Genomic DNA, 26576 nt, shown 5'->3' with positions numbered 1-26576 from the left:
CTAAAACTCAAACTGATAGAGCACATCCAGTGCCTGGTCGAGACCAGACACCGCTTCCAGATACAACCTAGGCATCAGGCGGTATCGCAACGTCAGCGTGGCCAATGAGTCGAAGATCCCCACCCCATATTTTACTTGTAAGCCAGGGAGGACATAGCCGCTCACCACTACCTGAGAGCTGTCGCCAACTCCCTCGGTATCAAGGGCCAGATTACTTACGCCAAACGCCTCGCCGATTTTACCCACAAGTTGACCACTTTGTGCAACCCCCATACCAATTAACATTGAGGTCATGGCGTTGCCATCGGCACCGCCAGCCCCTAATCCCTGGCCGCGCAGCAGGTAAGACAGCGCTTCTTGCTGAGACTTGGCCGGATCGGAGAACACTTCCAGCCTTGGTGCATCGGCCATGCCGGTCACGCGAACACCTGCGACCACGTCATCTTCCGTCGCATCCGGATTACGGATCGCTTCGATATTCAGCAACGGTTGATCCGGTGGCCCAGAGAAGATCAGTTGGCCTTTGCGCACGAGCAGATCCTGGCCATAAGCATGGAAACGCCCCGATGGAATATTAATCTGACCATGCACCCCCAGACCATTCTGGTCCTGTGCCACACGCAGATCGCCACGCAGTCTGGCTTTCAGGCCGAACGCATCCAGACGCACGTCGTTACCCACGCGGATCGTCAGATTGCTGTTGATTGGGATCCCTGCCGTCGCCGGTTGGATCGGCTTGAGCTGGTTATTCAACATCACTTCATCAGGAGAAACACCGACAGCGCTTTCCGGTAGCTCTTGCACCGTGATACGAGCCCAAGGGATATCTACGCTACCGTTGAGTGAGAACAGCTGCGGCGTGGCTTCAAACACCACATCCGGTGAAACATCAATACGGACCATTGGCGGCAGGGTCACCCGCAACCGATCGCCCTTGGCTGCAATACGTGCACGCCAGGCATTGATATCCCGCCAGTCGGCATCCCCAGACAGATTGAGCTGCCCATGCGTGGTCGCCAGCAATCCTTCCAGGGTCGAAGTCATCCCGTTGAAGTTCAGCGCCAGGCGGCCTTCGGTCATATCAAACGGCATCCAGTGGCCAACGATCGCCACCTTATCCAACGCCAGACGGCCAAATACCAGCGGGTTCTGCGCGTTGCCGCCTAATTGCAGGTTGGCATTCAACATCCCCGCGGCTTTCTCGCCCTGCGTCAGTATTGGGTTAAGCAGCGCCAGCGACACATTGGTGATATTGACGTTGCCGCTGATGGTACGACGTACCTGCGGATCGGCGATCTGAACGTTACCGTTAAACTGGCCGTTATTGGTCAGCTTGATCAGCCAGTCTGCCTGTGCCCGTCCATTGTTCAGGCCCGCATTGAGGTTTAGCGTGTCAAAGGCGATCGGCAATGCGGCACCCTGCACCTGCTGCACCACTTTCACCCCCTTGCCCACCAGGGAAACCTTCGCCTGTGGCAATGCCCCACCCGGTTGCCAACTTACGTCAGCTCGGCCAGTAAAGACCCCGTTCATGGCGGTATCCGGCCCCAGGAACGGTTTGATCATTGCCAGGTCAAAGCGGTTGAGTACTACGCTAGCCTGGCCGCTGGCCCCTGCCTCGATGGTTCTAGGTACGCACAGCTCGGCATTCGGGTTCACCCAGCAATGCGGTCCTACGCTGATCTTCTGTTGCGTATTCAGGTAATCCAACGCGATGGCACGGCTCAGACGCCATTCACCCACCGGTGTATCAAAACGAGTGTTGTTCAGGTTGCCTCGCCAGCGCTGTTGCTGACGATCAAAGCTACCCTCCAGGGCCAATTGCCCGGAAACCGGCTTACCGTCGATATTCACTTGCAGCCGATGTTGGCGCTCGCTGCCTTTGGCATCCAACGTCAACAGATTGACCTGCAGCGCATCCTGTTTGAGCTGTTCAACCCGTACCGCCAGTTGCCCCTGGATCTGATCGCTGGAACGGACATCGCCGTTGACCTTCACCCGATTGATGTGCAGCGCCTGCCATTGCAAGCCCGTCGCGGTCAGATCTGCCAACAGCTGCGGTGCCTGCAAATTCCCACGCAGCTTCAACTGCCCGCGGACATTGCCTGCAAGCCCCGGTAAAGCACCGTCGAGATGCGCTGCATCAACATTGGCATCCAGCACCCAGCTTTTCTCATCCAACTGGCCTTTAACGTTGAGCGTATTGCGCCCTAACGCCAGATCGATACCCGGGATCGTCCACTGCCCGGCCGCATTGCCACGCAAAGAGCCCCGCGCTGATACCTTGTTTTGTTTCAAATTGCCGTCGAGCTGCAACACCGGCACCTGTAATTGCCAACTGCCGCCGTGCAGGCTGCCACGGGTGGTGATTTTCCCTTCCAAGCGCGCTGGCCATTCCGGCCATTGCTTGGCGGTATTAATGCCCGACAGCGTCAGCTGTGACGTCCAGCTGATCGCTTTGCTCCAGTCCACCAGCGCCGTCAGATCGGTATTCCCCTCCAGCGCAACCAACCGCAGGCGCTCGAGTCTGAACTGTTCAAGATTACCTTTACCATCCAGCTGTAGCACTGCCGGTGGCAGATCCTGGCCTTTGAAATTAGCGCGGGTAGAAAGCGCATAATCAGCGGCCTCGCCGTTAAAGCGCAGGCGGAAATCATTAACCTGATACTGTGCCTCGCCGGTCAGCGGCCATTTCAGCTGTTTGCTTTGCAGCGTCAGCGCCAAGGGTAAACCCGCCTCTGCCAACTGGGTTTGCACATCCAGCTGCGCACCAACGGGGCCCGACAGGTTAAGCGCGACTTTCAGCTCTTCACGCAGCCCACCAGACACATTCAGCTTCACCTTCTCGCCTTTCAGCGGATCGATATTCAGCGTGCTGTTGGCCACCATTTCCACCGGCCAATTGCCGGTCAGCGTTGCCTGCCCTTTGGCGAAAAGCAGGCCCTGCGGCGATCTCACGTCAAAGCGATCCAGCTGAATATGCTGATCTTTGGTGCTGGCCTGCAGCTGCAAGCGGGTGATCGACACCTCAGTGTCCCCGGTCAGATGTAGCTGCTCACCGTTGATTTCCTCAACGGTAATATCCAACGGCAGGCGAATTTCTGGCAGGTCCGGCAGCAGCGGTTTGGCAAACAGCGCTTTCAGGGTTTCGCCCAACGGTTTCTCTTCCGCTGGCGGTGGCACCAATGCTGGCGCAACCGTCGTTTTCTCTGCAACCTTGTCCGCCACTTTCTCCGCTGCGGGCTGCAGCGCTTCCGGTAAAGGATTCACCGGCGTTTTTGGCAGCGCGATCAGCAAAGCGCGCACCGTAGTTGGCATCAACGTCAATGCACGTTCCTGCCACTGTGCGCCAGTGCTGAATTCCCCCAGCGAGATCGCCGTATCGTCCACGGTAACCTTGACGTTATTCAACGCCAGCTTGCGCAGGGTAATAGGATAAGGTGTGCTGAGATCGCCGATCGGCTCGTTGCTTTCCTCAACTGGCGCAGAAGGCGTCATTTCGGCGGTTTTCACCACCACATCAACATCCTGAGCGGTCAGCGCATTGACGCACAATGAACTGCGTTTCAAACAGGAGAGATCGAGCGAGAGATGGAACTGCCCGGCGTTAACGGCCACACCCGGCATCTGATACTTCACGCCTTTCAGGGTCAGATCGCGCCAGCCACCGCTGACCGCCGCAATTTCCAACCCGGGTACCCAGCGGGCGGCCCCGTTGATCACCATATGCAAGCCGGTCGTGGTGCCAAGCAGAAACGCCAACGTGCCGATCAGCAGTAACAGCAGGATCAAAAATCCCAGACAAATCTTTTTTATCAGGCTCATAGTTCAGGCCCCAAACCGATATAAAACTGTAGGCCGTGGGTCTCTTGATCCCCAACCGGCGCGGCGATATCCAGTTTCACCGGCCCTACCGGCGATTGCCAGCGCACGCCAACGCCCGCACCGGTCTTGAAATTGCTGTCTGAGAATTTATTGACCGCCTGCCCGGAATCCACAAACATCGCCCCCCACCAGCGGCCAGTGACGTTATATTGGTACTCCAGCGATCCCGTCACCATTTTAGAGGCACCGGTCAGCTTGCCATCATCGCCACGCGGGGAAATGCCCTGGAATTTATAACCACGGATACTGCGATCGCCACCGGCGAAGAAGCGCAAATCCGGCGGCACCTTGTCAAAATCGTTGGTTTCGATCCAGCCAACCTGACCACGGATCACAAAGCGGTTTTTCTCCCCCAAGCTACGGATCCAGACGTTTTGTGCCTGCAATAGCGCAAAGTCCACCCCGGAGCCCCAGGTAGTATCCGACACGTCGATGGAATAGCGCTGGCTGTCGCCCCACACGGGCATCAGGCCTCCCCGTGAACGAGTTCGATTCACGGTCACCCCAGGATAAAGCAGCATGGTGGTATTGGTGACGGAACCCTGGGTAAAGTGGTCCAGACGCCAACTGAGGTTCACCGCATGCTGCCAGCCGCTGGAGAGATCCCAGTTACGCGAAGCCACGACCTTGGTACTGTCAGATTGAGTGTCGTTCAGATCGGTACGTTTGAAACCGCCCTGTAACAGGTAATACTGTTCTAGTGGGTTGCGTAGCAATGGGATTCTATAGGTCAGATCCAGCTGCTGCTGCGGCTGAGAGATACTGGCGGCGGTTACCAGGCTGTGGCCGCGATCGTTCAGCCAGGGTTTTCTCCAGGTTCCTAGCACACGTGGACCAATGTCGGTAGAAAAACCACCGCCTAGCTCCACGATATTGCTGCTACGCGGCGTCAACACCGCATCTAGCGGCAGGATTTTGCTCTCTTTGGAGTCGGTAAAGTCTGGGGACACCACCACAGAGTTGAACCAGTTGGTGGCAGATAAACGGCGGTTCAGCTCGGCAAGATCGTTCGAACTGTAATAATCACCCTGATGGAAGGGAAGCAGATTTTGCAAATAGTCCTCGCGGATTTGCGAGCCCTTGAAAATCACTTTGCCGAAGTGATAACGCTCACCACTGTCGAAATCAATGTCCCAGAACGCCTTATGCAACTCTTCCGCCACGCCAAGCTGGCTCTTGAGCATTTGAGCGTCAAAATAGCCTTTACGCAGTGCCAGGTTGGTCAGCGAACTTTTAAAACTGTCGAACTGCCCATGGTTGAGGATCTCACCTATCGTTGGCCGATCGGTTCGGACCAGATTCAGGTAATCTTCGTCGGTTCTGGCCCCGCCTTGCAGTTGGATATCCACACCTGCAATACGCACCGGTTCACCCGGATCGACCTTGGCGATCAATACCGGCCGCGAAAGCTTCGGGTTATCATCAAAGGTGAATTCAATCGTAGGCTGATAATAGCCCAACGGCCGCAGCCCCAGGCGGATGGCAGCGTCCACCCGAGCGCGAAAACGCCCCTCGGCATTGACCTCTTCCGGCGTGATCGCTGAAAGGCGCACACGAACGTTGCGCTCCAAATCCCCACTCAGGCCGTCAACCTGCAGCCGCACATTCGCCGCTAACACCGACGGCATAACGAATAGCGCACATAACACGCAAAGGACACGATATCGTGGCACTGGTGCTCCTTAATTGATTTTTCTGTCCTGTCAGTACCTTTGCTCTGGTGCTGGGGCAGCGCTATCAGACTGCCCCCCTTACCTTTAGATCCCGGACGTTGCCCATACGGCATCAACCGTTACCGAAAACAAGACGCATTCTTAGCTTTTGGCGCTCAAAATACTGCGTTAAGCTGATACATATTCCTTAGATAGGGCTTATTGTGGGCAAAGAAGCGGCCAGTTACAACTGACACGCGTTCCTATTAGGCTAATTCTTATTATGGCAACAGGAGTCAAACGTGGTGCAATCTTTTGATAAGTCTCAAAACATCGATAAGGCGAGTGCGCTTCCTGGCCGTACTACGCCGATGCCCGTCGCTACGCTTAACGAGGTGACCGGCCATTCCATGACCTTCGTGCCCGAGGGGATGGCAACGGCCATCTTTGGCATGGGCTGTTTTTGGGGCGTTGAACGCCTGTTTTGGCAGCAGCCGGGGATTTATAGCACTGCCGCAGGCTATAGCGGTGGCTATACGCCAAATCCAACCTATCGCGAGGTATGCAGCGGCCAGACTGGTCATGCCGAAGTGGTACGCGTAGTGTTTGACCCGCAGGTCATCAGCTACCGCAAGCTGTTACAGGTATTCTGGGAAAACCACGATCCTGCACAGGGCATGCGTCAGGGCGGAGATATCGGCACCCAATACCGCTCTGCTATTTACTATCTGGATGCAGAGCAACAGGCCGAAGCGGAGCAAAGCCTGCAAGCTTTCCAGCAGGCAATGGATAAAGCGGGCGATCAGCGCACCATCACCACCGAAATCGCACCGGCACTGCCTTTCTACTATGCAGAAGATGATCACCAGCAATACCTGCATAAGAATCCGGGCGGCTATTGTGGCCTGGGCGGCATTGGGGTGTGTCTGCCTCCACAGGGTTAAGCTGTTAATTTTTAACCACTGGCGGCCCTCACGGGGCAACTGCTATACTGTGTTGGGCCGCGTTTGCGGCCCGCTTTTGTGGGCACGTGATATAACGGCCCTTGGATCCACCTTTTTTTACGGTATTACCCCTCCGAAAGATCGCCGACATCCCGTCGGTACGAATGGATAGACTATGTTAAACAGTATTTTACTGATTCTTTTTCTGATCGCAGTGAGTGCGTTTTTCTCGCTTTCAGAAATCTCTCTGGCCGCGTCACGCAAGATCAAACTCAAACTGATGGCTGACGAAGGCAACATCAATGCCGCCAGAGTCCTTAAGCTGCAGGAAACCCCGGGTATTTTCTTTACCGTGGTGCAAATCGGCCTCAACGCCGTGGCCATCCTCGGCGGTATCGTCGGCGATGCAGCCTTCTCCCCCAGTTTCAAATTGATTTTCGACCGTTTCCTGTCACCCGAAATTTCCGAGCAGGTAAGCTTTATGTGCTCGTTCGTGATGGTGACCAGCATGTTCATCCTGTTCGCGGATTTAACCCCGAAGCGCATCGGTATGATTGCACCAGAGACGGTTGCCGTCCGGATCATCAACCCGATGCGTTTCTCGATCATGCTGTTCCGCCCGCTGGTCTGGTTCTTCAACGGCATGGCCAACCTGATTTTCCGCATGTTCAAGCTGCCGATGATGCGTAAAGACGACATCACCTCCGAAGATATTTACGCGGTGGTGGAAGCTGGCGCGCTAGCCGGGGTACTGCGCAAACAGGAACATGAGCTGATTGAAAACGTTTTCGAGTTGGAATCGCGCACCGTGCCCTCGTCGATGACGTCCCGCGAAAGCGTGATTTACTTCGACCTGCGGGAAAGTGAAGACAGTATTAAAGAAAAGATCTCCACTCATCCGCATTCCAAGTTCCTGGTGTGCGACGGTCATATCGATCAGGTCGTTGGCTATGTTGACTCCAAAGACCTGCTGAACCGCGTTTTGGGCAACCAGAGCCTGGTACTGAGCAGCGGCGTGCAGATCCGCTCGGCGCTGATCGTGCCAGATACCTTGACCCTGTCAGAAGCGCTGGAAAGCTTTAAAACCGCCGGTGAAGACTTTGCGGTGATCCTCAATGAATATGCTTTGGTGGTCGGGATTATTACACTGAACGATGTCATGACCACCCTGATGGGTGACCTGGTAGGCCAAGGTCAGGAAGAGCAGATCGTGACGCGTGATGAGAACTCGTGGCTGATTGAAGGCGGGACGCCAATCGAAGACGTGATGCGTGTACTGCATATCGATGAGTTCCCACAGGCTGGCAACTATGAAACCATCGGCGGTTTCATGATGTACATGCTGCGCAAAATCCCGAAACGTACCGACTTTGTGAAATATGCCGGCTACAAGTTTGAAGTGGTCGATATCGACAGCTACAAAATTGATCAGCTATTGGTAACAAGGCTGGTCGACAAACCGATCACGGTGCTACCAAAAGCCCCGGACGAAACACCTCAGGCATAAACATTAGCGGCCCCTTCGGGGGCCGCAATTATTTTTACTTTGCAGGGTACTCCATAAATCGCGCTTTAGCCCATTTCGGCCTGTAGCAACAACACCTGCCGGTTGACCTCTGACATCACGTTGAAGTGGCGCTTGTCACGAACCTTCGGCAACAGGATTTTCCCCTTGTCGAATTCGAACGCCCCCACATCCTTGATGTACAGCCGCCCCCGGAACAGGGTTTTTACATACGTAGCCACTTTCAGTGGGTTATAACGCTGGAAGATTCTCATAGTTGTTACTCTCCTCCCGTTGGATCCATGCGCTCAGCGAGCGGCCAAAGTGGCCACCTCGACATTCGGAGCGCAACTTGATTGCTTTCTAGTAGACTGAGTAAAGACCATTTTGTTCAACTCCGCCTGGATTTCTATCCTGGATTTACACTTACTGACAGAATTGTGTATACCTATTTATAACCTTTGCAGTATATCCATTCAAAAACCGCGTAATTGCCCCCAGAAGGAAAAACTGCGATCCGGTTAACAGGACAGACCTCGGATGAGCACCTATGCTTTAATCACCTTGAGTCATATTGAGACTTATTTCCCTCTGCAGGAGAACGCATGAAAAATTGCATGCTGATAATATCGCTGCTGTTGGCCCCGATGTTGGCCTCTGCTCACAACCTTCAACTCCACCAACGCGTGGCACCGATCGGCGTCAGCGATAAAGGCGAGTTGGACTATGTTGATAATAAGTTTAGCTACAAAGGTTGGAATAGCGCGCAGCTCGGTGGAAAAGTGCGAGTGGTGCAGCATATTGCTGGCCGCACTTCGGCCAAAGAACTCAACGATCCGCTGATTGAAGCCATCAAGACCGCCAAGCTACCGCACGATCGTTACCAAACGACGACCATCGTCAATACCGACGATGCCATCATCGGTACCGCCGTCTTTGTGCGTAACAGTATTGAAGACAGCAAGAAAGAGTTCCCTTGGTCGCAGTTTATTGTCGACAGTAATGGCAACGTCAAAAAAGCTTGGGACCTGCAACCAAAAGGCTCGGCAATTGTGGTGCTCGATAAAGAAGGCAACATCCAGTTTGCCAAAGATGGCGCACTGACGCCGCAAGAGGTGCAGCAGGTGATGGAGATGCTGCACCAGTTGCTGAAATAGCGCTTAAACGGCGTCCCGCACGGCAATGAGCGGGGCGCGGCCTAAAACAGAGAAACCCTAAAGCCAGGGTTCAGGAAAGACTCACGCGGGGTATATAACAGCGGCTTGCCCTGCCAATCGTGGATCTGAGCCCCGGCCGCTACCGCTACCGCGTGCCCTGCCGCCGTATCCCAGATATTGGTTGGCCCAAACCGTGGGTAAAGCTGCGCCCGCCCTTCCGCCACCAGACAAAACTTCAGTGATGAGCCTACCGAGATGGTTTGATGTTCGCCCAACTGTTGCAGGTAATCCTGTAACTCCTCATCGCTATGAGAGCGGCTGACCACCACCAACGGTAGCTCGGCATTACTCACGCTAATCTCACGACGCCGGCCCCCTTCTTCCTTCCAGGCCTTGCCGCGTTCGGCCAGATACAGCACGTCCATCGCCGGGGCATAGACCACGCCCATTACCGCCTCACCCTCTTCGATCAACGCGATATTGACCGTGAACTCACCGTTACGGTTTAAAAACTCTTTGGTACCGTCCAGCGGGTCGACCAGCCAGTAACGCGTCCAGTTGCGGCGGATTTCCCAGGCGGGAGGGTCTTCCTCTGACAGCAGTGGGATCTCCGGCGTCAGTGCCGCCAGACCGCGTTTGATGATATGGTGTGCGGCCAAATCGGCGGCGGTCACCGGTGAATCATCTTTTTTCTGTGCCACATCAAGCGGTTGTTCACCATGATATACCGCCATGATCGCCGTACCCGCCTCGCGGGACAGCTGGCAAATCTGCTCCAACATAGTGCACCTCAGACATTCAGTTGCGTGGGACATTTCCCCTTTCTATAGCTTGCAGCCTAGTTTTTTTTGGGCGGAATATCCATCTCAACTCGCTAAGCTGCGGTATTTATTCAAGTCTTCTCCGTCACAACTTTGCATATCTGTCCGTTACATTCGGCCAATTTATGCCAGACTTCACAGTTTGCTGAGAGAGGTAGTGGTAATTACATACCCCCTTGAGATGCCCCTCGAAGAATAATCCAATGGAGATAACCATGATCAAGCGCCCTTTGGGACTATCTGCCCTGGCCCTGCTGGTCTGCGCCTCAACGCAGGCAGCCACGGTTGACCTGCGCGTGCTGGAAACCAGCGACCTGCACGGCAATATGATGGACTTCGACTATTACAAGGATAAGCCCACCGATAAATTCGGCCTGGTGCGTACCGCCAGCCTGATCCAACACGCTCGCCAGCAGGTGACCAACAGCGTACTGGTCGATAACGGTGACATCATCCAGGGCAGCCCAATGGCTGACTATATGGCTGCCAAGGGCTTGAAACCCGGCGACATGCACCCCGTCTACAAGGCGATGAATACCCTGGATTATGTGGTGGGCAATATCGGTAATCACGAGTTCAACTACGGGCTCGACTATCTGAAGAATGCCCTGGCGGGGGCCAAATTCCCCTACGTCAACGCCAACGTTATTGATGCCACCACGCAAAAACCGTTGTTCACTCCCTACATTATTGTCGATACCCCGGTAAAAGACCGTGATGGCAAAGCTCATACTTTACGTATCGGCTATATCGGCTTTGTGCCGCCGCAGATCCTGGTGTGGGACAAAGCCAATCTGCAGGGGAAAGTAACCGTAAACGACATCACCGAAACCGCCAAACGCTACGTACCGGAAATGCGCAAACAAGGGGCCGATCTGGTCGTCGCGATCCCCCACTCTGGCCTTTCCAGCGACCCCTATAAGGCCATGGCGGAAAACTCGGTGTACTATCTCAGCCAGGTTCCAGGCATCGACGCCATCATGTTCGGCCATGCGCACGCAGTGTTCCCCAGCAAGGACTTCGCCAATATCAAAGGCGCGGATATCGATAAAGGCCTGCTGAACGGGGTGCCTGCGGTGATGCCCGGCCAATGGGGAGATCATCTCGGCATTGTGGATCTGCAGTTGAATAACGATGGGGGAAATTGGAAGGTTACCGCAGCGAAGGCGCAGGCCAGACCGGTTTATGACAAAGAGAACAAGCGTTCGTTGGCAGTGGAAGATCCCGCGCTGGTCAAGGTGTTAGAAGAAGATCATAACGGAACGCGTGAGTTCGTCAGCAAGCCTATCGGCAAGTCTGACGGCAATATGTACAGCTATCTGGCCCTGATCCAGGACGATCCTACCGTGCAGATCGTCAACAATGCGCAAAGAGCCTACGTTGAGCGCTATATTCAAGGCGATCCGGATCTGGCCGATCTGCCAGTATTGGCCGCTGCTGCACCGTTCAAAGTGGGTGGCCGCAAGAACGATCCCGCCAGCTTTGTCGAGGTGGAAAAAGGCCAGCTCACCTTCCGCAATGCCGCCGATCTCTATCTCTATCCCAATACTTTGGTGGTGGTCAAAGCCAGCGGTAAGGAAGTAAAAGAGTGGCTGGAATGCTCCGCCGGGCAGTTCAACCAAATTGACGTTAACAGCAGCAAACCGCAGGGGCTGATCAATTGGGACGGTTTCCGCACCTATAATTTCGACGTGATCGACGGCGTCAATTATCAGATCGACATCAGCCAACCGGCACGTTACGACGGAGAGTGTACGCTGATCAATGACCAGGCGGAGCGTATCAAGCAGCTGACCTTCAAGGGCAAGCCGATCGATCCTGACGCCCAGTTCCTGGTGGCGACCAACAATTACCGCGCCTACGGCGGCAAGTTTGCCGGAACGGGCGATAAGCATATTGCCTTTGCTTCACCAGATGAGAACCGCGCGGTATTGGCGGCCTACATCAGCGAAGAAACCCAGAAGCACGGCGCGGTGCATCCACAGGCAGACAATAACTGGCGTTTGGCCAGCTTCCACAGCGCGCAGCCGCTGGATATCCGCTTTGAGACCTCCCCTAGCGAGAAGGCTGCCGCATTTATTAAAGATAACGCCCAGTATCCTATGAAATCGGCAGGTAACGACGGCATCGGCTTTGAGCTGTATAAGATCGACCTACAAGCCAAATAATTGAGCGTGAGGCGCGTTACGGCGCGCCTTTTCGCCTCTACCCCTTTTTAACCATGGCGCACCCTTTAAATTGCATTTAAAATACATGTTATAGATTTCTTCCTTTAAAGGGGCATCATCATGGATTACCGTAACCAATCCCTAGGCGCACTCGCCATCGCAATCCCACGTGCCAGCAAGCTGTTCCGCGACTACGATCTGGACTTCTGCTGCGGGGGTAAACAAACCCTGGAGCGCGCTGCCAGCCGCAAAGAACTGGATCTGGATAAGTTGGAAAGTGAGCTGGCCGCGCTGGCGGCAGACCCCGTGGATACCCGCGATTGGCGTCTGGCTCCGCTGGCTGAGATCATCGATTACATCCTGCCGCGCTTCCACCAGCGCCATCGTGAACAGCTGTCAGAACTGGTATTGATGGCGGAAAAGGTTGAACGCGTCCACGGCGACAAGCCCACCTGCCCACGCGGGCTGGCCAAGCAGCTAAACCTGATCCGACTCGATCTGGAAAATCACATGATGAAGGAGGAACAGATCCTGTTTCCGCTGATTAAACAGGGCATGGGGCAAGAGGCGGCAGGGCCGATTTCGGTGATGGAGCATGAACATGATGAGGCTGGCGAACAGTTGGAAGTGGTGAAATTCCTCACCAACAACGTCACGCCACCGGAAGGGGCCTGCAATACCTGGCAGGCGTTGTATAACGGTATCAATACGTTTATCAGCGATCTGATGGAGCATATCCATCTGGAGAACAACCTGCTGTTCCCACGCGCACTGAGCGGCCAATAGCCCCCTCACCCTAACCCTCTCCCAAAGGGAGAGGGAACATAACGCGGATTACAGAATTTCGAGCAACTCAACGTCAAACACCAGCGCGCTGAATGGCGGGATGGATGCGCCTGCACCACGCTCGCCATAGGCCAGGTTGTGAGGGATATACAGCTGCCACTTGGAGCCAACCGGCATCAGCGTCAGGGCTTCGATCCAGCCAGGGATCACACCGCTGACCGGGAACTCGGCAGGTTGACCACGTTCAACGGAGCTATCGAACACATCACCGTTGATCAGGCGGCCGGTGTAATGCACACGCACGCGATCCTGACGAGATGGGATTGGACCATTGCCCTGCTCCAGCACGGAGAACTGCAGGCCAGACTCGGTCAGCGTCACTTCATCACGCTTGGCGTTATCTTCCAGGAACTTCTGGCCTTCAACGGCCATCGCCTGCTGGCGCTCAAGGCGTACAGCATCCGCACGTTCGTGGATTTCGCGCAGCGCACGATGGACCACATCTACCGGAACCGCCGGGGCATTCCCTTCCAGCGCGTCACGCAGGCCAGCCAGCAGAGCTTCTGGTTGTAAACCTTGCAGGCCGGACTCTTGCAGTTGCTGACCGACCTGTAAACCAATCCCGTAACTTGCTTGCGCTTCAACGCTATCAAAAGAAGGGGTTGTCATGGGGTTTTCCTTTAGTCTGTAAAAAGTCGAAAGCGCAGCATAACAGCGCGGCAAAGCCGGGTAAAATCTTGTGTGGAGAATGATGACTTTTGTCGTAGAAAAAGAAACAATAACCTGCTGTTAACGTTTGGTGTCATTATTCTCTCGGCTACCAATCGTTTCAAACAGTTAGCGATATAGACCCGGTATGGCTCAAGGCCGGCACCGAAGTGGCGCAGTACAGAGACTATTCGGCCCTCAAGGTGCACAAGTGCACTGTGGTTTGAAACCATAGGGTATACTGGGGTCAGCGATACACTTTTTGTAAAGTGACAAATTTACGCAGTTGAAGAGAGGTCACCATGGGCAGAATCGCGCCCAGGAGAAGGAAAACCACCCGTGTCTACCAGCCATTGCTGCGCACCTGGCTGAACCTGAGCCAACGCCTGAAGCCTGGCCCGGCACCGGAAACGCCAGCAACCACCGATGAGCCGGACTCACCACCGCCGCAACAGAGCGGTAAGGGGCAAAGGCTGAAAGCATTGCTGCTGAAAGTATGGCACCTGCCGGACAGCCTCCACTGGATGGAACCGCTGCCCTATTTTCACCGCCGTTGGGTGATTATTTTTGGTGCTATCCTGCTGCTGTCGCTGCTTTGGCCGTATTCCGACGATAACGCGCGCCCGTTCCCGGTCACCAGCCAGGAAAACCAGATCCCTTTGCAGGCTCAATTGCAAAACGATAGTCAGCAAACGGCAGGCGAAAGTGATAACTGGCAGCGTTATCAGATCCAGGCTGGCCAAACTCTGGCGCAGCTGTTCCGTGACAACAACCTGCCGGTGAACGAGGTGTTTGCTATGGCGCGGGTTGAGGGGAACGATAAGCCGCTCAGCAATCTGAAGGCCGGGCAAGAAGTGCGTATTGAACGTAATGCTAACGGCGTGATCACCGCGCTCTCCGTCACCACCGTGGATAACAGTGAAGCCCTGTTCCGTCGCCAGAGCGATGGCAGCTACCTGCGTGTTCGCTAATCTTTAAGCTGATCCAGCAGAAAATCACGCAGTACAACCCCCTGGTTGTGCTGTGTGTCCTTACTGCCATACAGCAGGGTCAACGGCTCACCTTGCTTTAACAACGCCACCAGCGGCTGCCAGGCCTCATTGGCGACCAGTTGTTGGCGATAAAGCGCAACAAACTCATCCCACTGGTCGGTATGCTGATGAAACCACTGGCGTAACGCCGTATCCGGTGCCACCTGCTTAAGCCAGATGACGCCCTGCAATCTCTCCTTACTCACACCGCGCGGCCATAGCCGGTCGGTCAGATAGCAGTGCTCCGGTGCCGGGCCGCTGAAATCGTAGACTCGCTGTAAGATAATTTCTGCCATTTTCGCCTCTCCTTGCCAACAGATGGCCTCAGAGTAGCGCGTTTTACCCGGCGCTGAAAAGCAAAACGCCAGCACTAGGCTGGCGTTTTAACTTGGTGTACTAAAGCCGATTAAGCTTCAGCAACCACAACTACATTCAGCTGTGCGAACACGTCGCTGTGTACCTGGAAGTGCACTTCGTGCTCACCAGTGGTACGCAGAACGCCGTTCGGCAGACGAACTTCGCTCTTGGCAACTTCAACGCCTGCCGCAGTCACTGCGTCAGCGATGTCGCGGGTGCCGATAGAGCCGAACAGTTTACCTTCGTCGCCTGATTTAGACGCGATGGTGACTGAACCCAGTTCGTTGATCTTGGTTGCGCGAGCTTCAGCAGCAGCCAGAACGTCAGCCAGTTTGGCTTCCAGTTCAGCACGGCGTGCTTCGAAGAACTCTACGTTTTTCTTGGTAGCAGGAACAGCTTTGCCCTGTGGTACCAGGAAGTTACGGGCATAACCCGCTTTAACGTTAACCTGATCACCCAGGCTGCCCAGGTTTGCTACTTTATCAAGCAGAATAACTTGCATTACCTTATCCTCTCAAAGTCGTTAATGGACAGTGGCCGATTACTGATGACGATCAGTGTACGGCAACAAAGACAGGTAGCGCGCGCGCTTGATAGCACGGGCCAGCTGGCGCTGATATTTTGCACGAGTACCGGTGATACGGCTCGGGACAATTTTACCACTTTCAGTGATGTAGTTTTTCAGCGTAGCGATGTCTTTATAGTCAATCTCTTGAACGCCTTCCGCGGTGAAACGGCAGAACTTGCGACGACGGAAATAACGTGCCATTTGGCTAGTCTCCAGAATCTATCAATTCAATCTGCTCGGCATGCAGGACCAATTTGTTCAGCCCGTTGCGCCCTTGATGGCAGCTAACGAAGCCTTGAACGGTAACCTGACTGCCGACCGTTAATCTTTGAGTTAAAGCTTGTGACTGTTGTCCGCTGACAACCACGGGCATTCGGCACCATGCTTGCCTGCTGAATCCGGCTTCCATCTGCGACGATCGGTGCTCAAGCACAAACTGGCAGTGGGGTATCCCGGAAGGACTCACTTTTCGCACCGGCGTCTTGCACACTGTGCCAGACAACACCAGACGATTAGCCGTCACGACAGCAATTACTCTTCAGAATCCCCAGCATCTGCATCATCTGCGGTTTCGTTAGCGAAGTCTTCGCGGCGATCGCCACGACGTTCGTCTTTCGCTTTAACCATCGGAGATGCTTCAGTTACCGCGTGCTTAACGCGCATAACCATGCTACGGATAACGGCGTCGTTGAAGCGGAAGTTAGTTTCCAGCTCATCGATCGCTTCCTGCGGAGCTTCAACGTTCAGCAGAACGTAGTGGGCTTTGTGCAGTTTATTGATCGGGTAAGCCAGTTGACGGCGGCCCCAGTCTTCCAGACGGTGAATCTGACCTTGCGCGTTAGTGATGGTAGCACTGTAACGCTCGATCATGCCCGGAACCTGTTCGCTTTGGTCAGGATGGACCATAAAAACGATTTCGTAATGACGCATCGAATTGCTCCTTACGGATTATTCAGCCTCCTGTCAGGGTCAACCGCGGCCCATGGAAGCAAGGAACGTGTGTATGTGTGCGGCTGAAAAATGACGCGTAATCATACCGGCGCAAGGGGGGGAACTCAAGGACTGAGTAGGATTTATTGAGGTTTATGCGTAAGGCCGCGAGAAATAGCACGATTTGCTGGCAGAGAAAGCGATATATGCCGATCCCTAGGTTTTAAAAATCCTGCAACAAAATCATCAGCCCATGGGAAATCGTTATCATTTTTTGAATAAGGTCATCAAAATCTCCCCCTTTTTAATCCTGACTATCGGACTAAAGTTAAATTATCCGCCGCAGAAAGCGCAGCGATAAAGGGTTGCAGTTATTCAATACTGATAAATAACTTTTTGCTTAATGAGCAGTATATCGGCGGCGGACCCAGCGACACGCCGCTGTAGCAAAGAGTTAAGAGAGGTGCCTATGAAACGTATCACCATCGCTACCGCTATCGCGTTGCTGTTTTCCGCCAACGCCATGGCCGCCACTGAAATCACCGCACACCAGGCCGCAGAACGCCAAAGCATTGGCTTCGTCAGCCTGACTCAGGAAGTGGTTTCACCCGACGATGCGACGTCACAAATCAACAAGATTGCCGATCAACGCGGTGCCACAGCTTACCGGATTGTTGCGCTACATGAGCCAGGCAGTACCGCGTCTATCCACGTCAGCGCAGAGCTTTATCGCTAACCGAAAATGCAGCGCCAGGGAGCCCAGCCGCACCAAGAGGCGGTCAATCAGTAACAGCCATGCCTTGCCCCCTCCCTCGGGGGCTTTTTACAGTGAATCCTGGAAGAAAGCGGCGGTAGCGTTCAACGCGCCAGGAGTAATGCGATGGCGTACTTCCGCTTCAGTGAGGTAGGTCAACCTCCGATCCAGGCCGCGCTGACGTAACTCACCGGCCAAGCGCTCACTCTCCAACGCTGGCACCACATCATCGGTTTCACCATGCCATAACAGCAGTGGCCGCCCAGCAAAACTCTCCCAATGCTGTTCAACCTCATAAGAGGCCAAGGGCGCAAGGCGTGCCTTGAGCGCGGACGGATCCAGCGGCTGGCCCTGCGCATCCAATGGCGGATACAGCGTCTGCGCCAGCGAGGTAAAGTAGCCCGACCCCATCAGGCTGGCGGCCGCTTTCACCCAAGGATAACGGGTAAAGGCCCCCAAAGTGGTCATGCCCCCCATCGAAGCGCCCGCCACGCCAATGCGATCCCCGGCAATTAGCCCACGCTGCTCAAAGTGCGTTTTGAGCGCGGGTAACTCATCGACGTTACTTTTGAGGATTTCCCAGAAATGCGCCAGCCGCCGTGCTTCATCACCATCAAACCGCTCACCGTGCATCGCACAATCGGGCAGCACCACCCGGAAACCGACCTTGGCCAGCGCATAGGCAAAATAGGCGTACACCTCTTTCGATGAGGTATAACCGTGATAGAAAAAGATCGTAGGTAACGGCTGCTCGTAGCACCCGGCCGGTACCGCATGGATCACCGCAATGTCACTCACCCGCTCATCATGGATCTCGATCATGTATTCCCCCTGTGGCTAATCTTCACTATGATGGCAAAAATCGGCCCGAAACCTTAGTTCAACCCATTCTACTCTATGCTAAATAGTAATGAGGCCAGCCATGACTCTTTCTCGTCCCTTGATCACCCTATTACTGTTTAGCTTGCTGTCTGGATGCAGCGTATTTAAAACCACGCCCAAGCCCCCGCCGCCGCCTACCACTCAGGCACAGGAGATCACTCGAGCCCAAACCACCGAGTTGGAGAAGATGGGAACGATCAGCGCACTGGTGCATGGCAGCCCGATGAACGTGGAAGCCGAGATCCAGCGCAAAGCTAACGCCAGCGGGGCACGCTATTACATGATCATCATGAACAGCGAAACCATCGTGCCTGGCCAGTGGTATTCACAGGCGATACTTTATCGGTAGCGCTGGCTCTGAGAGATAAGTAAAAACGGGTGCCTGAATAGGCGCACCCGTAGAAGAGATTTTCGCGATTACTCTTTGATTACCGGCCCAGTGACATCACCGTTATTGGTGTATCTGCCCGTCAGGTTCAGTTTCACACCTTCCAGGCCGCCGATCACCGCGCCACGCCGGTTAGTAAGATTCTGGCTGTTGATCGTGGTGATCTTGTCGGACCATAATTGACCGCTGTTGGTCAATGCCCCGTTGACACGAATACCCAGCCCTTCTTTACCGTGGACCAAGCCGCCGTTGGTAAAGGCTGAAGTCACTTCTACGCTACTGCTACCTGTAGAAGAAATCGTGCCATTGCCGTTATCCAGACGGTTAGCCAGCAGTGACAGAGAAGCCACACTTGAAAGGGTGCCGCGGTTGTTATCCACGTTGCCAGCATACTGCATGTTCAAGTTGCCGCCGCTGGCAGCAATCAGACCCCGGCTGTTATACACCCGGTTACCGGCCATGCTCAGATCGCCCATGCTGATAATGCCCCCCTGAGTATCTTCCGGCATATCGATATGCACGCCCATCACTCGACCAAAATTCTCACCATTACGGTTATAGAGAGTCACCGCCTTTATTTCTGCCGTCTTATCGGCAAAAATCAGGCCTTCGTCATTGCGCAATGTTTCGGTATGCACATGAACTTCCTGTCCCGCCAACAAGCCCGCATTGTTGTTGACCGTGCTGGCGTAGAGCTCCGTGCTACCCAGCGCGCTACGGATCACGCCATAGTTGTTATTAAGGGCATTGTTGACGCGAACGTCATTGCCCTTGTCCAGGGTTAACCCACCCGTGCGGTTATCCAGGCTATTTGCTCGCAGCACCAGCTTACCCTCACCGCTAACACTACCATCCCGGTTGTCCATGGCGTTGATATTGGCGAGCTGGATATCCCCCATTGCAGAGATCTGCCCACTCTCGTTAAGCAGGTTACTGCCATTGGTGTTTACGTTCAGCATCTTGGTCGCTTGCAGACTACCGGTTCTATTGGTCAGTAGCCCACTGTTGATATCCAACGCTCCAGCCGACTCAATCAAGCCGTTGGTGTTATTGAGCGCAGCTTTGTTTGTCGTCAGCTTAAAATCGTCACCCGCGCTCATTTTGCCGTTAGCGCTATTGTTCAACGTACTGCTGGTAGACAGATTGACGTGATGTTGAGCCGCTATTTCGCCGCCACGGTTATCAAGCGTGCCGCCAACGGTCATCGACAGATCGGACAACGAAGAGCCAAAGGCAAAAATCTGCCCATTACGGTTATCCAGCGCACCGCTGATGATAGTGGAGTTACCACTGGTGGTGATCAGGCCATTGTTATTGTTCAACTGACCCGTTTTCAGGGTCATACCCAAGGTGCTGTAAATGCCGGTATCGTTATTGCGGCCAGTATTGGTCAGCAACTGCCCATGCGTATCGATAGTGACCTGTGAACTGGATTGCACCCTACCGTTGGTATTGTTCAATTGCCCACTATTGATGCTCACAGAGCCGATAGCGGCTATGTTGCCGTTGGTATTGGTAAGGCGGTTTTTATGAGTATCGATAGTGATACCGCCGTTCCCTCCGGTGATTTTCCCCCTGGTATTATTAATAGTGCCTGCGGTGTTCAGTTTGTTGGCGTGTGCGGCGGATAGGGTCCCTGAACGGTTATCCAGCACACCATTAACGTCCATCACCAGGTCTGAGGTGGAAGCCGCGATGGTACCGGCATTACGAACGCCCACTCCGCTTTCTGTCCCCACCAGGGTGATCTTGCCGGCATACATCCCCCCCAAAGCAGCAACGTCAATCCCGACACCAGGTCTGCCCAACGACGAGGCCAGCGCAGTCGCCTGGGTATTGTCCGCATTGACGTTATTACGGCCAGTGGTCACTTTCAAATCCTTGGCCCAGACACCGGCATTAATCGCCACCGAGCGGGCAATCAGATCGGTATAATTACTGTCGCCGCTGTTCAGGCCATTGCCATTAATAACAATGCTGCCCTTCTCCGTTTTATATCCCTGTATGGCACCATCGACAATCTGGGCACTACCGGTGGTCAGCGTTGCTCTGCCAGCATTAATAAACCCGCATCCGCTACAGGTAATACCTGCCGGGTTGGCAATAATGACCTGAGCCTGCTGGCCTGCAACCTCCACCATGCCATTTAACACGCTGGCCCGATTAGAGTTGACCTCATTAAGGATCACCGAGGCTGCCCCACCGCTTAAATTCGCATTACCCGCAAGACTCCCCGCCAGTTGGCTATTCGCCCCCTCGACGCTGTTATTCAGTACAACGCCGTTTTTATCAACATTGAACTGGTTGAAGATATTATGTGAAACACCCCCTTTACCCGCAGCGTTGATATTCACCACGGTCGAACCATTCGCCCCGGCATTAACCGCAGGGCTAGAGGCCTGCCCGGCATCGGCAACGATTGCCGCATTAGCCACGGAAACGCAGCCAAAAGCCAGCAGCCCGGCAAAGTAGAGTGGCGAAAGGGTCATCCGCAAAGATGAGTTGCTCTTTTCTTTACGTGCCGATAAATCGGTTGTGGATGAATGATAACTATATGTCATGCTGTTAATTCCTTTTAAACAATAGGAAAGCCAGTGGATTGACCTGAACAAGCCGCCATAAAAAAAGACTTTCCCAAATAAATAATTAGCGCAGATTGGCACTCACGAGCCGTGCTTAATCTCCATTACATTAAAAATGTAACATACAACCCGTTACCCACTCAGCCAATTAGTTAAGCAGAACCCAAAAAAGGGTATATCCCATGCATTAACGAGAATCATCCTTAAAATTACAGCAGAATACATCTTGGGCGCTCACACGAAATTAATATCACGCGGGATATTTCTATAATTAATCACTCGAGCTGAAATCAGGCAGGAAATTATACATCCAATGCCATCAGCCTATTATCTGATGGCATTTCCCTCTAGACTATAAGCGACGAGTTCCTGTTTATCCCCCCATAGCCCGCTGGAGCAGCGTATCGCACACCTCAACAGGCAGCACTCTATCTCCACGATAATCCAGCGTTAAGTGGCACCAGGCTTCCCCAATTGGCGGGCTGGCATGCTGCAGCAGTTGGGCGGCACAGCACAGATCGAATAACTGCTGGGTTAACAAGCGCCCCATTTCTTCACGCGGCTGGCGCATACGCTGTTGCCATTGCCTCCAGGCGCGATCGAACAACCGGTTCTGCCCGCGTACCGGTAGCAACTCCTGTTGCAGCAACTCCAACGCACCAGGCAACTTATGCAGGCTGCGCATCACATCCAGGCACATGATGTTGCCCGAGCCTTCCCAAATGCTGTTTACCGGTGCTTCTCGATACAGACGCGGCAGCTCGCTGTCTTCGCAATAGCCGATCCCTCCCAGCACCTCCATGGCTTCCCCGATAAATGCCGCGCCTTGATGACAGATACTGTATTTTGCCGCCGGGGTCAGTAAGCGGCTGTAGACCACTTCGCCTTCATCCCCCCGGCTTTCCCAGGCTCGCGCCAAACGGAGCAGCAAAGCGATATGCCCCTCAAGCCGTAATGCCATACGGGCCAACACCTGCCGCATCAACGGCTGTTCAATAAGACATTTACCAAACGCCTGCCGTTGCAGAGCATGGTACAGCGCCACCGAAAGGCCGCGGCGCATCAGCCCATGGCTACCCAAAGCGCAATCGAAGCGGGTCATCCCCCCCATCTTGAGGATTTGCCTGACACCATCCCCTTCATCGCCCAATAACCAGGCCGTTGCGTCCTGAAACTCGGCTTCGCTACTGGCATTGGAACGGTTACCCAGCTTGTCTTTAAGCCGCTCCAGACGGATGGCGTTACGGGTACCGTCTGGCAGGAGCCGGGGCAGGAAGAAACAGGAAAGCCCTCCCTCCGCCTGTGCCAATACAAGATGCGCATCGCTTTGCGGCACCGAAAAGAACCATTTATGGCCCACCAGGCGATAGGCCTCTCCATTGCCTCGACTAGCGAGCGGTACGGCGGTGGTGGTATTACTCAGCACGTCCGAGCCACCCTGCTTTTCCGTCATCCCCATACCGATCAACAGCCCGCGCTTTTGTGCACCAGGCAGCAGATGAGGATCATAACGATCGGAAAGTAACGGGGATAACCAGGATTGATACTCTTTTGGCAGGGAACGCTGTAGCAGTGGGATAGCACCAAAGGTCATGGTGATTGGGCAGAGCGTACCGGCCTCCACCTGAGCATGCAACACAAAGCGGGCGGCACGGGCCACCAAGGAGCCATTACGGGCATCTTCTTGCCACGGCAGGTTATGCACCCGGTTAGCGACCAATCCCTGCATCATGATGTGCCAGGCTGGATGAAAGCGCACGTCGTCCAGGCGTTGCCCGGTGGCGTCATAGCGCAGCAACTCCGGTGGGTTGGTATTGGCCAGCCGCCCCAACTCCAGTGACTCCTGTGTGCCTAACTGTTGCCCAAGCGAGGCCAGAACATCGCTATCCCAACCCGCCAACTCGCGCTGCAACGCTTCACGCAGCGGCGTATCTGACAGGAAAAGGTTGCTGTTCCCCAAGGGCTTGGGTTGGTTAAAGACGGTATGCGTAGTCCAGACCATGAGCTTGCTCCCTGATTAACGCTTCAGGGGTAATTATGGTCATTAGCCGGATTTCTGCCGCTGGCGGGATCACAAGATAGGAGATTAGAGGTAGGGGTGACAGGTTTCACCCCTATTAAATCATCAGCTGCGCTGACGCACCGCTTCAAACAGACAGACACCGGTCGCTACCGAGACGTTCAACGAGGAAACCGTACCGGCCATCGGAATGCTGATCAGTTCGTCGCAATGTTCACGGGTCAAACGACGCATACCTTCACCTTCCGCGCCCATCACCAGCGCCATCGGGCCGGTCATTTTGCTTTGATACAGCGTGTGGTCGGCTTCACCCGCCGTGCCCACGATCCAGATATTCATCTCTTGCAGCAAACGCAGGGTACGAGCCAGGTTGGTGACGGTGATCAGTGGGACGTTCTCGGCCGCACCACAGGCCACTTTCTTCGCCGTTGCGTTCAGTTGAGCTGAGCGATCGCGTGGGACGATCACCGCATGGACACCGGCAGCATCGGCACTGCGCAGACAAGCCCCCAGGTTATGGGGATCGGTAACGCCGTCCAGCACCAGCAGGAATGGTGTTTCAACGCTTTCCAGCAGCCCAGGCAGATCGTTCTCCTGATATTTCCGCCCTTCACGCACCCGCGCAATAATGCCCTGGTGGACGGCCCCTTCGACCTTCTCATCCAGCCATTGGCGGTTAGCCACCTGGATCACAATACCGGTCGCTTCCAGCTCGGCAATCAAAGGCTGCAAGCGACGATCGTCACGCCCCTTGAGAATAAACACTTCCAGGAAACGTTGTGGATCGTTGTCTAGCAGGGCTTTGACAGCGTGAATACCGTAGATAATTTCGCTCATGATGCTCTTTTAACTGTGCGGCCGGGGGTGACCCGGCCGGGGATAATAACGTGCGGCAGGTTAACCCTGCTCGGCACCTTTCTTCTTGCTGGCACGCTTGGCTTTGGTCGCGGCCGCTATCTTTTTGGTTTTGTCAGACGCTTTTTTGGCTTTCGCCTTCGGATCGGTTTTCGCTTTCGCCTTCGGGTCTGGCTTCACCTTGTCTGCGGGTTTGGCCTTGGCCCCCTCTTTTTTACGGAAAGCGCTGTCTGGCTCAAAGTTGGCAGGCGTCTTGCCGCCACGGCGTTTACGTTGAGCCTGACTGCGGCCCGCTCCAGCACCGTCGCGCAGCGTACGCTGGCCGCCATTCTTGGCACGTTCGCGCTCGGTTTTGCCTTCACCACGCGGTTTGCGGGTGCTGGAAACCAGGGCGAAGTCGATCTTGCGTTCGTCCATATGCACGGCCTCAACGCGGATCTCCACCGTATCCCCCAGGCGATAGACCATGCCGGAAGATTCGCCGATCAGACGCTGGCCGATATTATCGTAGCGATAGTAATCGTTATCCAGCGTGGACACGTGTACCAGACCATCGATAAACAGATCGCTCAGGCGGACGAAGAAACCAAAGCCGGTGACGCTGGCAATAACGCCGCTAAACACTTCACCGACGTGATCCTGCATAAAGTCGCACTTCAGCCAGTCCGCCACGTTACGCGTAGCTTCATCGGCACGGCGCTCGGTCATCGAGCAGTGCATACCCAGTTGCAGCATCTCTTCCAGATCGCTGTGCCAGCCTCCGGTTGGCGTCCAACGCTCTTTCTGATCACCTTGCTCTTTCGCCAGCACGTACTTGATGGCGCGATGCAACGACAGGTCCGGGTAACGACGGATCGGCGAAGTAAAGTGGCCATAAGAGGCCAACGCCAGGCCGAAGTGACCACGGTTTTCCGGATCGTAGATCGCCTGTTTCATCGAACGCAGTAGCATGGTTTGCAGCATTTCGCGGTCCGGGCGTTCCGATACTTCGTCCATCAAAGTGGCGTAATCTTTTGGCTGCGGCTTCAGGCCTCCACCCAGGGTCAGGCCCAGTTCGCTCAACACGCTGCGCAATGCGGAAATGTGATCGTCGCTTGGGCGATCGTGCACGCGGAACAGCGCAGGTTCGTTATGCTTCTCAACAAAGCGTGCCGCAGCAACGTTCGCCATGATCATGCACTCTTCGATCAGTTTGTGCGCGTCATTACGTACCGTTGGCTCTACGCGCTCAATACGGCGTTCGGCGTTGAAGATAAACTTGGCTTCTTCGGTTTCGAAGGCGATACCACCGCGTTCGGCACGAGCCTGATCCAGCACTTTATACAGCGCATGCAGCTCCTGCAGGTGTTTGACCAACGGATGATACTGCTCGCGCAGCTCCTGATCGCCCTGCAAGATATGCCAGACCTTGGTGTAGGTTAAGCGCGCATGGGAGCTCATTACCGCTTCGTAGAATTTAAACGAAGACAGACGGCCCGATGCGGAGATGGTCATCTCACTCACCATACACAGGCGGTCGACCTGCGGGTTGAGCGAGCACAGGCCGTTGGAAAGCACTTCCGGCAGCATTGGTACCACTTCCGACGGGAAGTAGACTGAGGTGCCACGGCTACGGGCTTCGTCATCCAACGCCGTGCGAGGGCGCACATAGTAGCTGACATCTGCAATCGCGACCCACAGGCGCCAGCCGCCACCGCGTTTCTTCTCGCAGTACACGGCATCATCGAAATCGCGGGCATCTTCGCCATCAATGGTGACCAGCGGCAGGTGACGCAGATCCACACGCCCTTTCTTGGCGGCCTCCGGCACCTGCTCACTGAGGTCGGCAACCTGCTTCTCCACCTGAGGTGGCCAGGTATGCGGGATCTCATGGGTACGCAATGCGATATCCACCGCCATGCTGGTGCCCATTTTATCGCCCAGGATCTCGACGATTTTGCCCACGGCTTTGGTGCGGCGCGTTGGGCGCTGGGTCAGCTCGACCACCACCATAAAGCCCATCCGCGCTCCGCTGACCGAGTCGGCAGGGATCAGAATATCGAAGCTCAGGCGGCCGTCATCCGGCACCACGAAGCCGGTACCGGCATCGGTGAAGTAGCGACCAACAATCTGGCTGGTTTTAGGCACCAGGACGCGCACGATACGCGCTTCGCGGCGGCCTTTGCGGTCTTCGCCCAGCGGTTGAGCCAACACCACATCACCGTGGATGGCCATTTTCATTTGCTCGGCGGAGAGATAAAGGTCGTCTTTACGCCCTTCAACCCGCAAGAAGCCGAAGCCATCGCGGTGGCCGATCACCGTGCCACGCAGCAGGTCCAGACGTTCCGGCAGGGCATAGCACTGGCGGCGGGTAAAGACCAACTGGCCATCACGTTCCATCGCACGCAGGCGACGGCGCAGGGCTTCCAGCGCTTCTTCGCCGGATAAGTTCAGTTCATTGCCCAACTCTTCGCGGCTGGCCGGCGTTTCACGTTTCGCTAAATGGGCCAGAATAAATTCGCGGCTAGGAATTGGGGATTCATATTTTTCTGCTTCTCGTTCCAGGAATGGATCTTGTGACATTGAGGTTCCTCCGTTGTCATCA

General features: G+C 54.8%; 23 protein-coding genes. 8 read left to right on the top strand and 15 right to left on the bottom strand.

The features are described 5' to 3' along the window. Positions 1 to 3825 (bottom strand): translocation/assembly module TamB domain-containing protein, encoded by a 3825-nt coding sequence (locus KGP21_RS02445; RefSeq protein ID WP_223537052.1) that lies wholly within the window; start codon positions 3823 to 3825, stop codon positions 1 to 3. Then, positions 3822 to 5558, bottom strand: coding sequence for an autotransporter assembly complex family protein (locus KGP21_RS02440; protein WP_037376530.1), 1737 nt, complete (start codon positions 5556 to 5558; stop codon positions 3822 to 3824). Before KGP21_RS02440 ends, KGP21_RS02445 begins: the two co-directional genes overlap by 4 nt. Before the next feature lie 284 nt (positions 5559 to 5842). On the opposite strand from KGP21_RS02440, the gene msrA reads away from it, so the two are divergent. Then, positions 5843 to 6481, top strand: a complete 639-nt coding sequence (msrA, locus tag KGP21_RS02435) for a peptide-methionine (S)-S-oxide reductase MsrA (protein WP_094981894.1) — start codon at positions 5843 to 5845, stop codon at positions 6479 to 6481. Positions 6482 to 6656: 175 nt separating this feature from the next. After that, positions 6657 to 7988 carry a hemolysin family protein gene (locus KGP21_RS02430; protein ID WP_021179023.1) on the top strand — a complete coding sequence of 444 codons (1332 nt, stop codon included), beginning with the start codon at positions 6657 to 6659 and terminating at the stop codon, positions 7986 to 7988. 65 nt (positions 7989 to 8053) lie between these two features. Here the strand turns inward: KGP21_RS02430 and KGP21_RS02425 are convergent, their stop codons facing one another. Then, on the bottom strand, positions 8054 to 8260 hold the full coding sequence (locus tag KGP21_RS02425; protein ID WP_021179022.1) for a DUF1107 domain-containing protein: 207 nt from the start codon (positions 8258 to 8260) through the stop codon (positions 8054 to 8056). Positions 8261 to 8590: 330 nt separating this feature from the next. Between KGP21_RS02425 and KGP21_RS02420 the strand changes: the two genes are divergently transcribed. Beyond that, positions 8591 to 9142 carry a YtfJ family protein gene (locus tag KGP21_RS02420; RefSeq protein WP_059199535.1) on the top strand — a complete coding sequence of 184 codons (552 nt, stop codon included), beginning with the start codon at positions 8591 to 8593 and terminating at the stop codon, positions 9140 to 9142. A gap of 41 nt (positions 9143 to 9183) precedes the next feature. On the opposite strand, the gene cysQ is transcribed toward KGP21_RS02420, so the two are convergent. Then, complete coding sequence (cysQ, locus tag KGP21_RS02415) at positions 9184 to 9924, bottom strand: 3'(2'),5'-bisphosphate nucleotidase CysQ (RefSeq protein ID WP_021807539.1); 741 nt, start codon at positions 9922 to 9924, stop codon at positions 9184 to 9186. A gap of 254 nt (positions 9925 to 10178) precedes the next feature. Between cysQ and KGP21_RS02410 the strand changes: the two genes are divergently transcribed. Both KGP21_RS02410 and ytfE read left to right on the top strand, forming a co-directional pair. Further along, positions 10179 to 12131 (top strand): bifunctional 2',3'-cyclic-nucleotide 2'-phosphodiesterase/3'-nucleotidase, encoded by a 1953-nt coding sequence (locus tag KGP21_RS02410; RefSeq protein ID WP_223537051.1) that lies wholly within the window; start codon positions 10179 to 10181, stop codon positions 12129 to 12131. A 120-nt stretch (positions 12132 to 12251) separates the two neighbouring features. Further along, positions 12252 to 12917: an iron-sulfur cluster repair protein YtfE gene (gene ytfE, locus KGP21_RS02405; RefSeq protein ID WP_223537050.1), complete on the top strand. Its 666-nt coding sequence runs from the start codon at positions 12252 to 12254 to the stop codon at positions 12915 to 12917. Positions 12918 to 12965: 48 nt separating this feature from the next. Here ytfE and KGP21_RS02400 read toward each other — a convergent pair whose 3' ends face one another. Then, entirely contained in the window at positions 12966 to 13586 is a 621-nt protein-coding gene (locus tag KGP21_RS02400; protein ID WP_021179017.1) for a peptidylprolyl isomerase, read from the bottom strand. A gap of 341 nt (positions 13587 to 13927) precedes the next feature. Between KGP21_RS02400 and KGP21_RS02395 the strand changes: the two genes are divergently transcribed. Next, the gene (locus KGP21_RS02395) at positions 13928 to 14596 is read left to right on the top strand and encodes an OapA family protein (protein ID WP_037376533.1); all 669 of its coding nucleotides are present in this window, start codon (positions 13928 to 13930) and stop codon (positions 14594 to 14596) included. Here the strand turns inward: KGP21_RS02395 and KGP21_RS02390 are convergent. The 5 genes from KGP21_RS02390 to rpsF all read right to left on the bottom strand — a co-directional run bounded on the left by KGP21_RS02390 (position 14593) and on the right by rpsF (position 16511). Beyond that, a complete protein-coding gene (locus KGP21_RS02390; RefSeq protein ID WP_021807544.1) occupies positions 14593 to 14952 on the bottom strand; it encodes a DUF488 domain-containing protein in 360 nt (119 codons plus the stop codon). The genes KGP21_RS02395 and KGP21_RS02390 overlap by 4 nt on opposite strands. A 110-nt stretch (positions 14953 to 15062) precedes the next feature. Continuing rightward, positions 15063 to 15515, bottom strand: coding sequence for a 50S ribosomal protein L9 (gene rplI, locus KGP21_RS02385; RefSeq protein WP_004933629.1), 453 nt, complete (start codon positions 15513 to 15515; stop codon positions 15063 to 15065). Between the two features lie 39 nt (positions 15516 to 15554). After that, positions 15555 to 15782, bottom strand: a complete 228-nt coding sequence (gene rpsR / locus KGP21_RS02380; RefSeq protein WP_000135199.1) for a 30S ribosomal protein S18 — start codon at positions 15780 to 15782, stop codon at positions 15555 to 15557. 4 nt (positions 15783 to 15786) lie between these two features. Then, complete coding sequence (priB, locus tag KGP21_RS02375; protein ID WP_065684090.1) at positions 15787 to 16104, bottom strand: primosomal replication protein N; 318 nt, start codon at positions 16102 to 16104, stop codon at positions 15787 to 15789. Between the two features lie 8 nt (positions 16105 to 16112). After that, positions 16113 to 16511: a 30S ribosomal protein S6 gene (gene rpsF, locus KGP21_RS02370; protein ID WP_004933634.1), complete on the bottom strand. Its 399-nt coding sequence runs from the start codon at positions 16509 to 16511 to the stop codon at positions 16113 to 16115. Between the two features lie 469 nt (positions 16512 to 16980). Between rpsF and KGP21_RS02365 the strand changes: the two genes are divergently transcribed. Further along, positions 16981 to 17247, top strand: a complete 267-nt coding sequence (locus KGP21_RS02365; RefSeq protein ID WP_071682913.1) for a DUF1471 domain-containing protein — start codon at positions 16981 to 16983, stop codon at positions 17245 to 17247. An 87-nt stretch (positions 17248 to 17334) separates the two neighbouring features. On the opposite strand, the gene yjfP is transcribed toward KGP21_RS02365, so the two are convergent. Beyond that, positions 17335 to 18087, bottom strand: coding sequence for an esterase (yjfP, locus tag KGP21_RS02360; RefSeq protein WP_059199526.1), 753 nt, complete (start codon positions 18085 to 18087; stop codon positions 17335 to 17337). Positions 18088 to 18187: 100 nt separating this feature from the next. On the opposite strand from yjfP, the gene bsmA reads away from it, so the two are divergent. Then, positions 18188 to 18496 carry a biofilm peroxide resistance protein BsmA gene (gene bsmA, locus KGP21_RS02355; RefSeq protein WP_179253459.1) on the top strand — a complete coding sequence of 103 codons (309 nt, stop codon included), beginning with the start codon at positions 18188 to 18190 and terminating at the stop codon, positions 18494 to 18496. A 68-nt stretch (positions 18497 to 18564) separates the two neighbouring features. Here the strand turns inward: bsmA and KGP21_RS02350 are convergent, their stop codons facing one another. The 4 genes from KGP21_RS02350 to rnr all read right to left on the bottom strand — a co-directional run bounded on the left by KGP21_RS02350 (position 18565) and on the right by rnr (position 26554). Then, positions 18565 to 21096, bottom strand: a complete 2532-nt coding sequence (locus KGP21_RS02350; protein WP_223537049.1) for a filamentous hemagglutinin N-terminal domain-containing protein — start codon at positions 21094 to 21096, stop codon at positions 18565 to 18567. 394 nt (positions 21097 to 21490) lie between these two features. Then, the gene (locus KGP21_RS02345) at positions 21491 to 23119 is read right to left on the bottom strand and encodes an isovaleryl-CoA dehydrogenase (RefSeq protein ID WP_209529882.1); all 1629 of its coding nucleotides are present in this window, start codon (positions 23117 to 23119) and stop codon (positions 21491 to 21493) included. A 123-nt stretch (positions 23120 to 23242) separates the two neighbouring features. Further along, on the bottom strand, positions 23243 to 23974 hold the full coding sequence (gene rlmB, locus KGP21_RS02340) for a 23S rRNA (guanosine(2251)-2'-O)-methyltransferase RlmB (protein WP_021179009.1): 732 nt from the start codon (positions 23972 to 23974) through the stop codon (positions 23243 to 23245). Between the two features lie 60 nt (positions 23975 to 24034). Beyond that, on the bottom strand, positions 24035 to 26554 hold the full coding sequence (gene rnr, locus KGP21_RS02335) for a ribonuclease R (RefSeq protein WP_094982807.1): 2520 nt from the start codon (positions 26552 to 26554) through the stop codon (positions 24035 to 24037). Positions 26555 to 26576: the final 22 nt, after the last annotated feature.

The sequence above is a fragment of the Serratia sp. JSRIV004 genome, from assembly GCF_019968705.1.
Classification (GTDB): Bacteria; Pseudomonadota; Gammaproteobacteria; order Enterobacterales; family Enterobacteriaceae; genus Chania; species Chania fonticola_B.
Note: the sequence above shows the minus strand (reverse complement) of the source record. Positions and strands in the feature narration are given on the sequence as shown.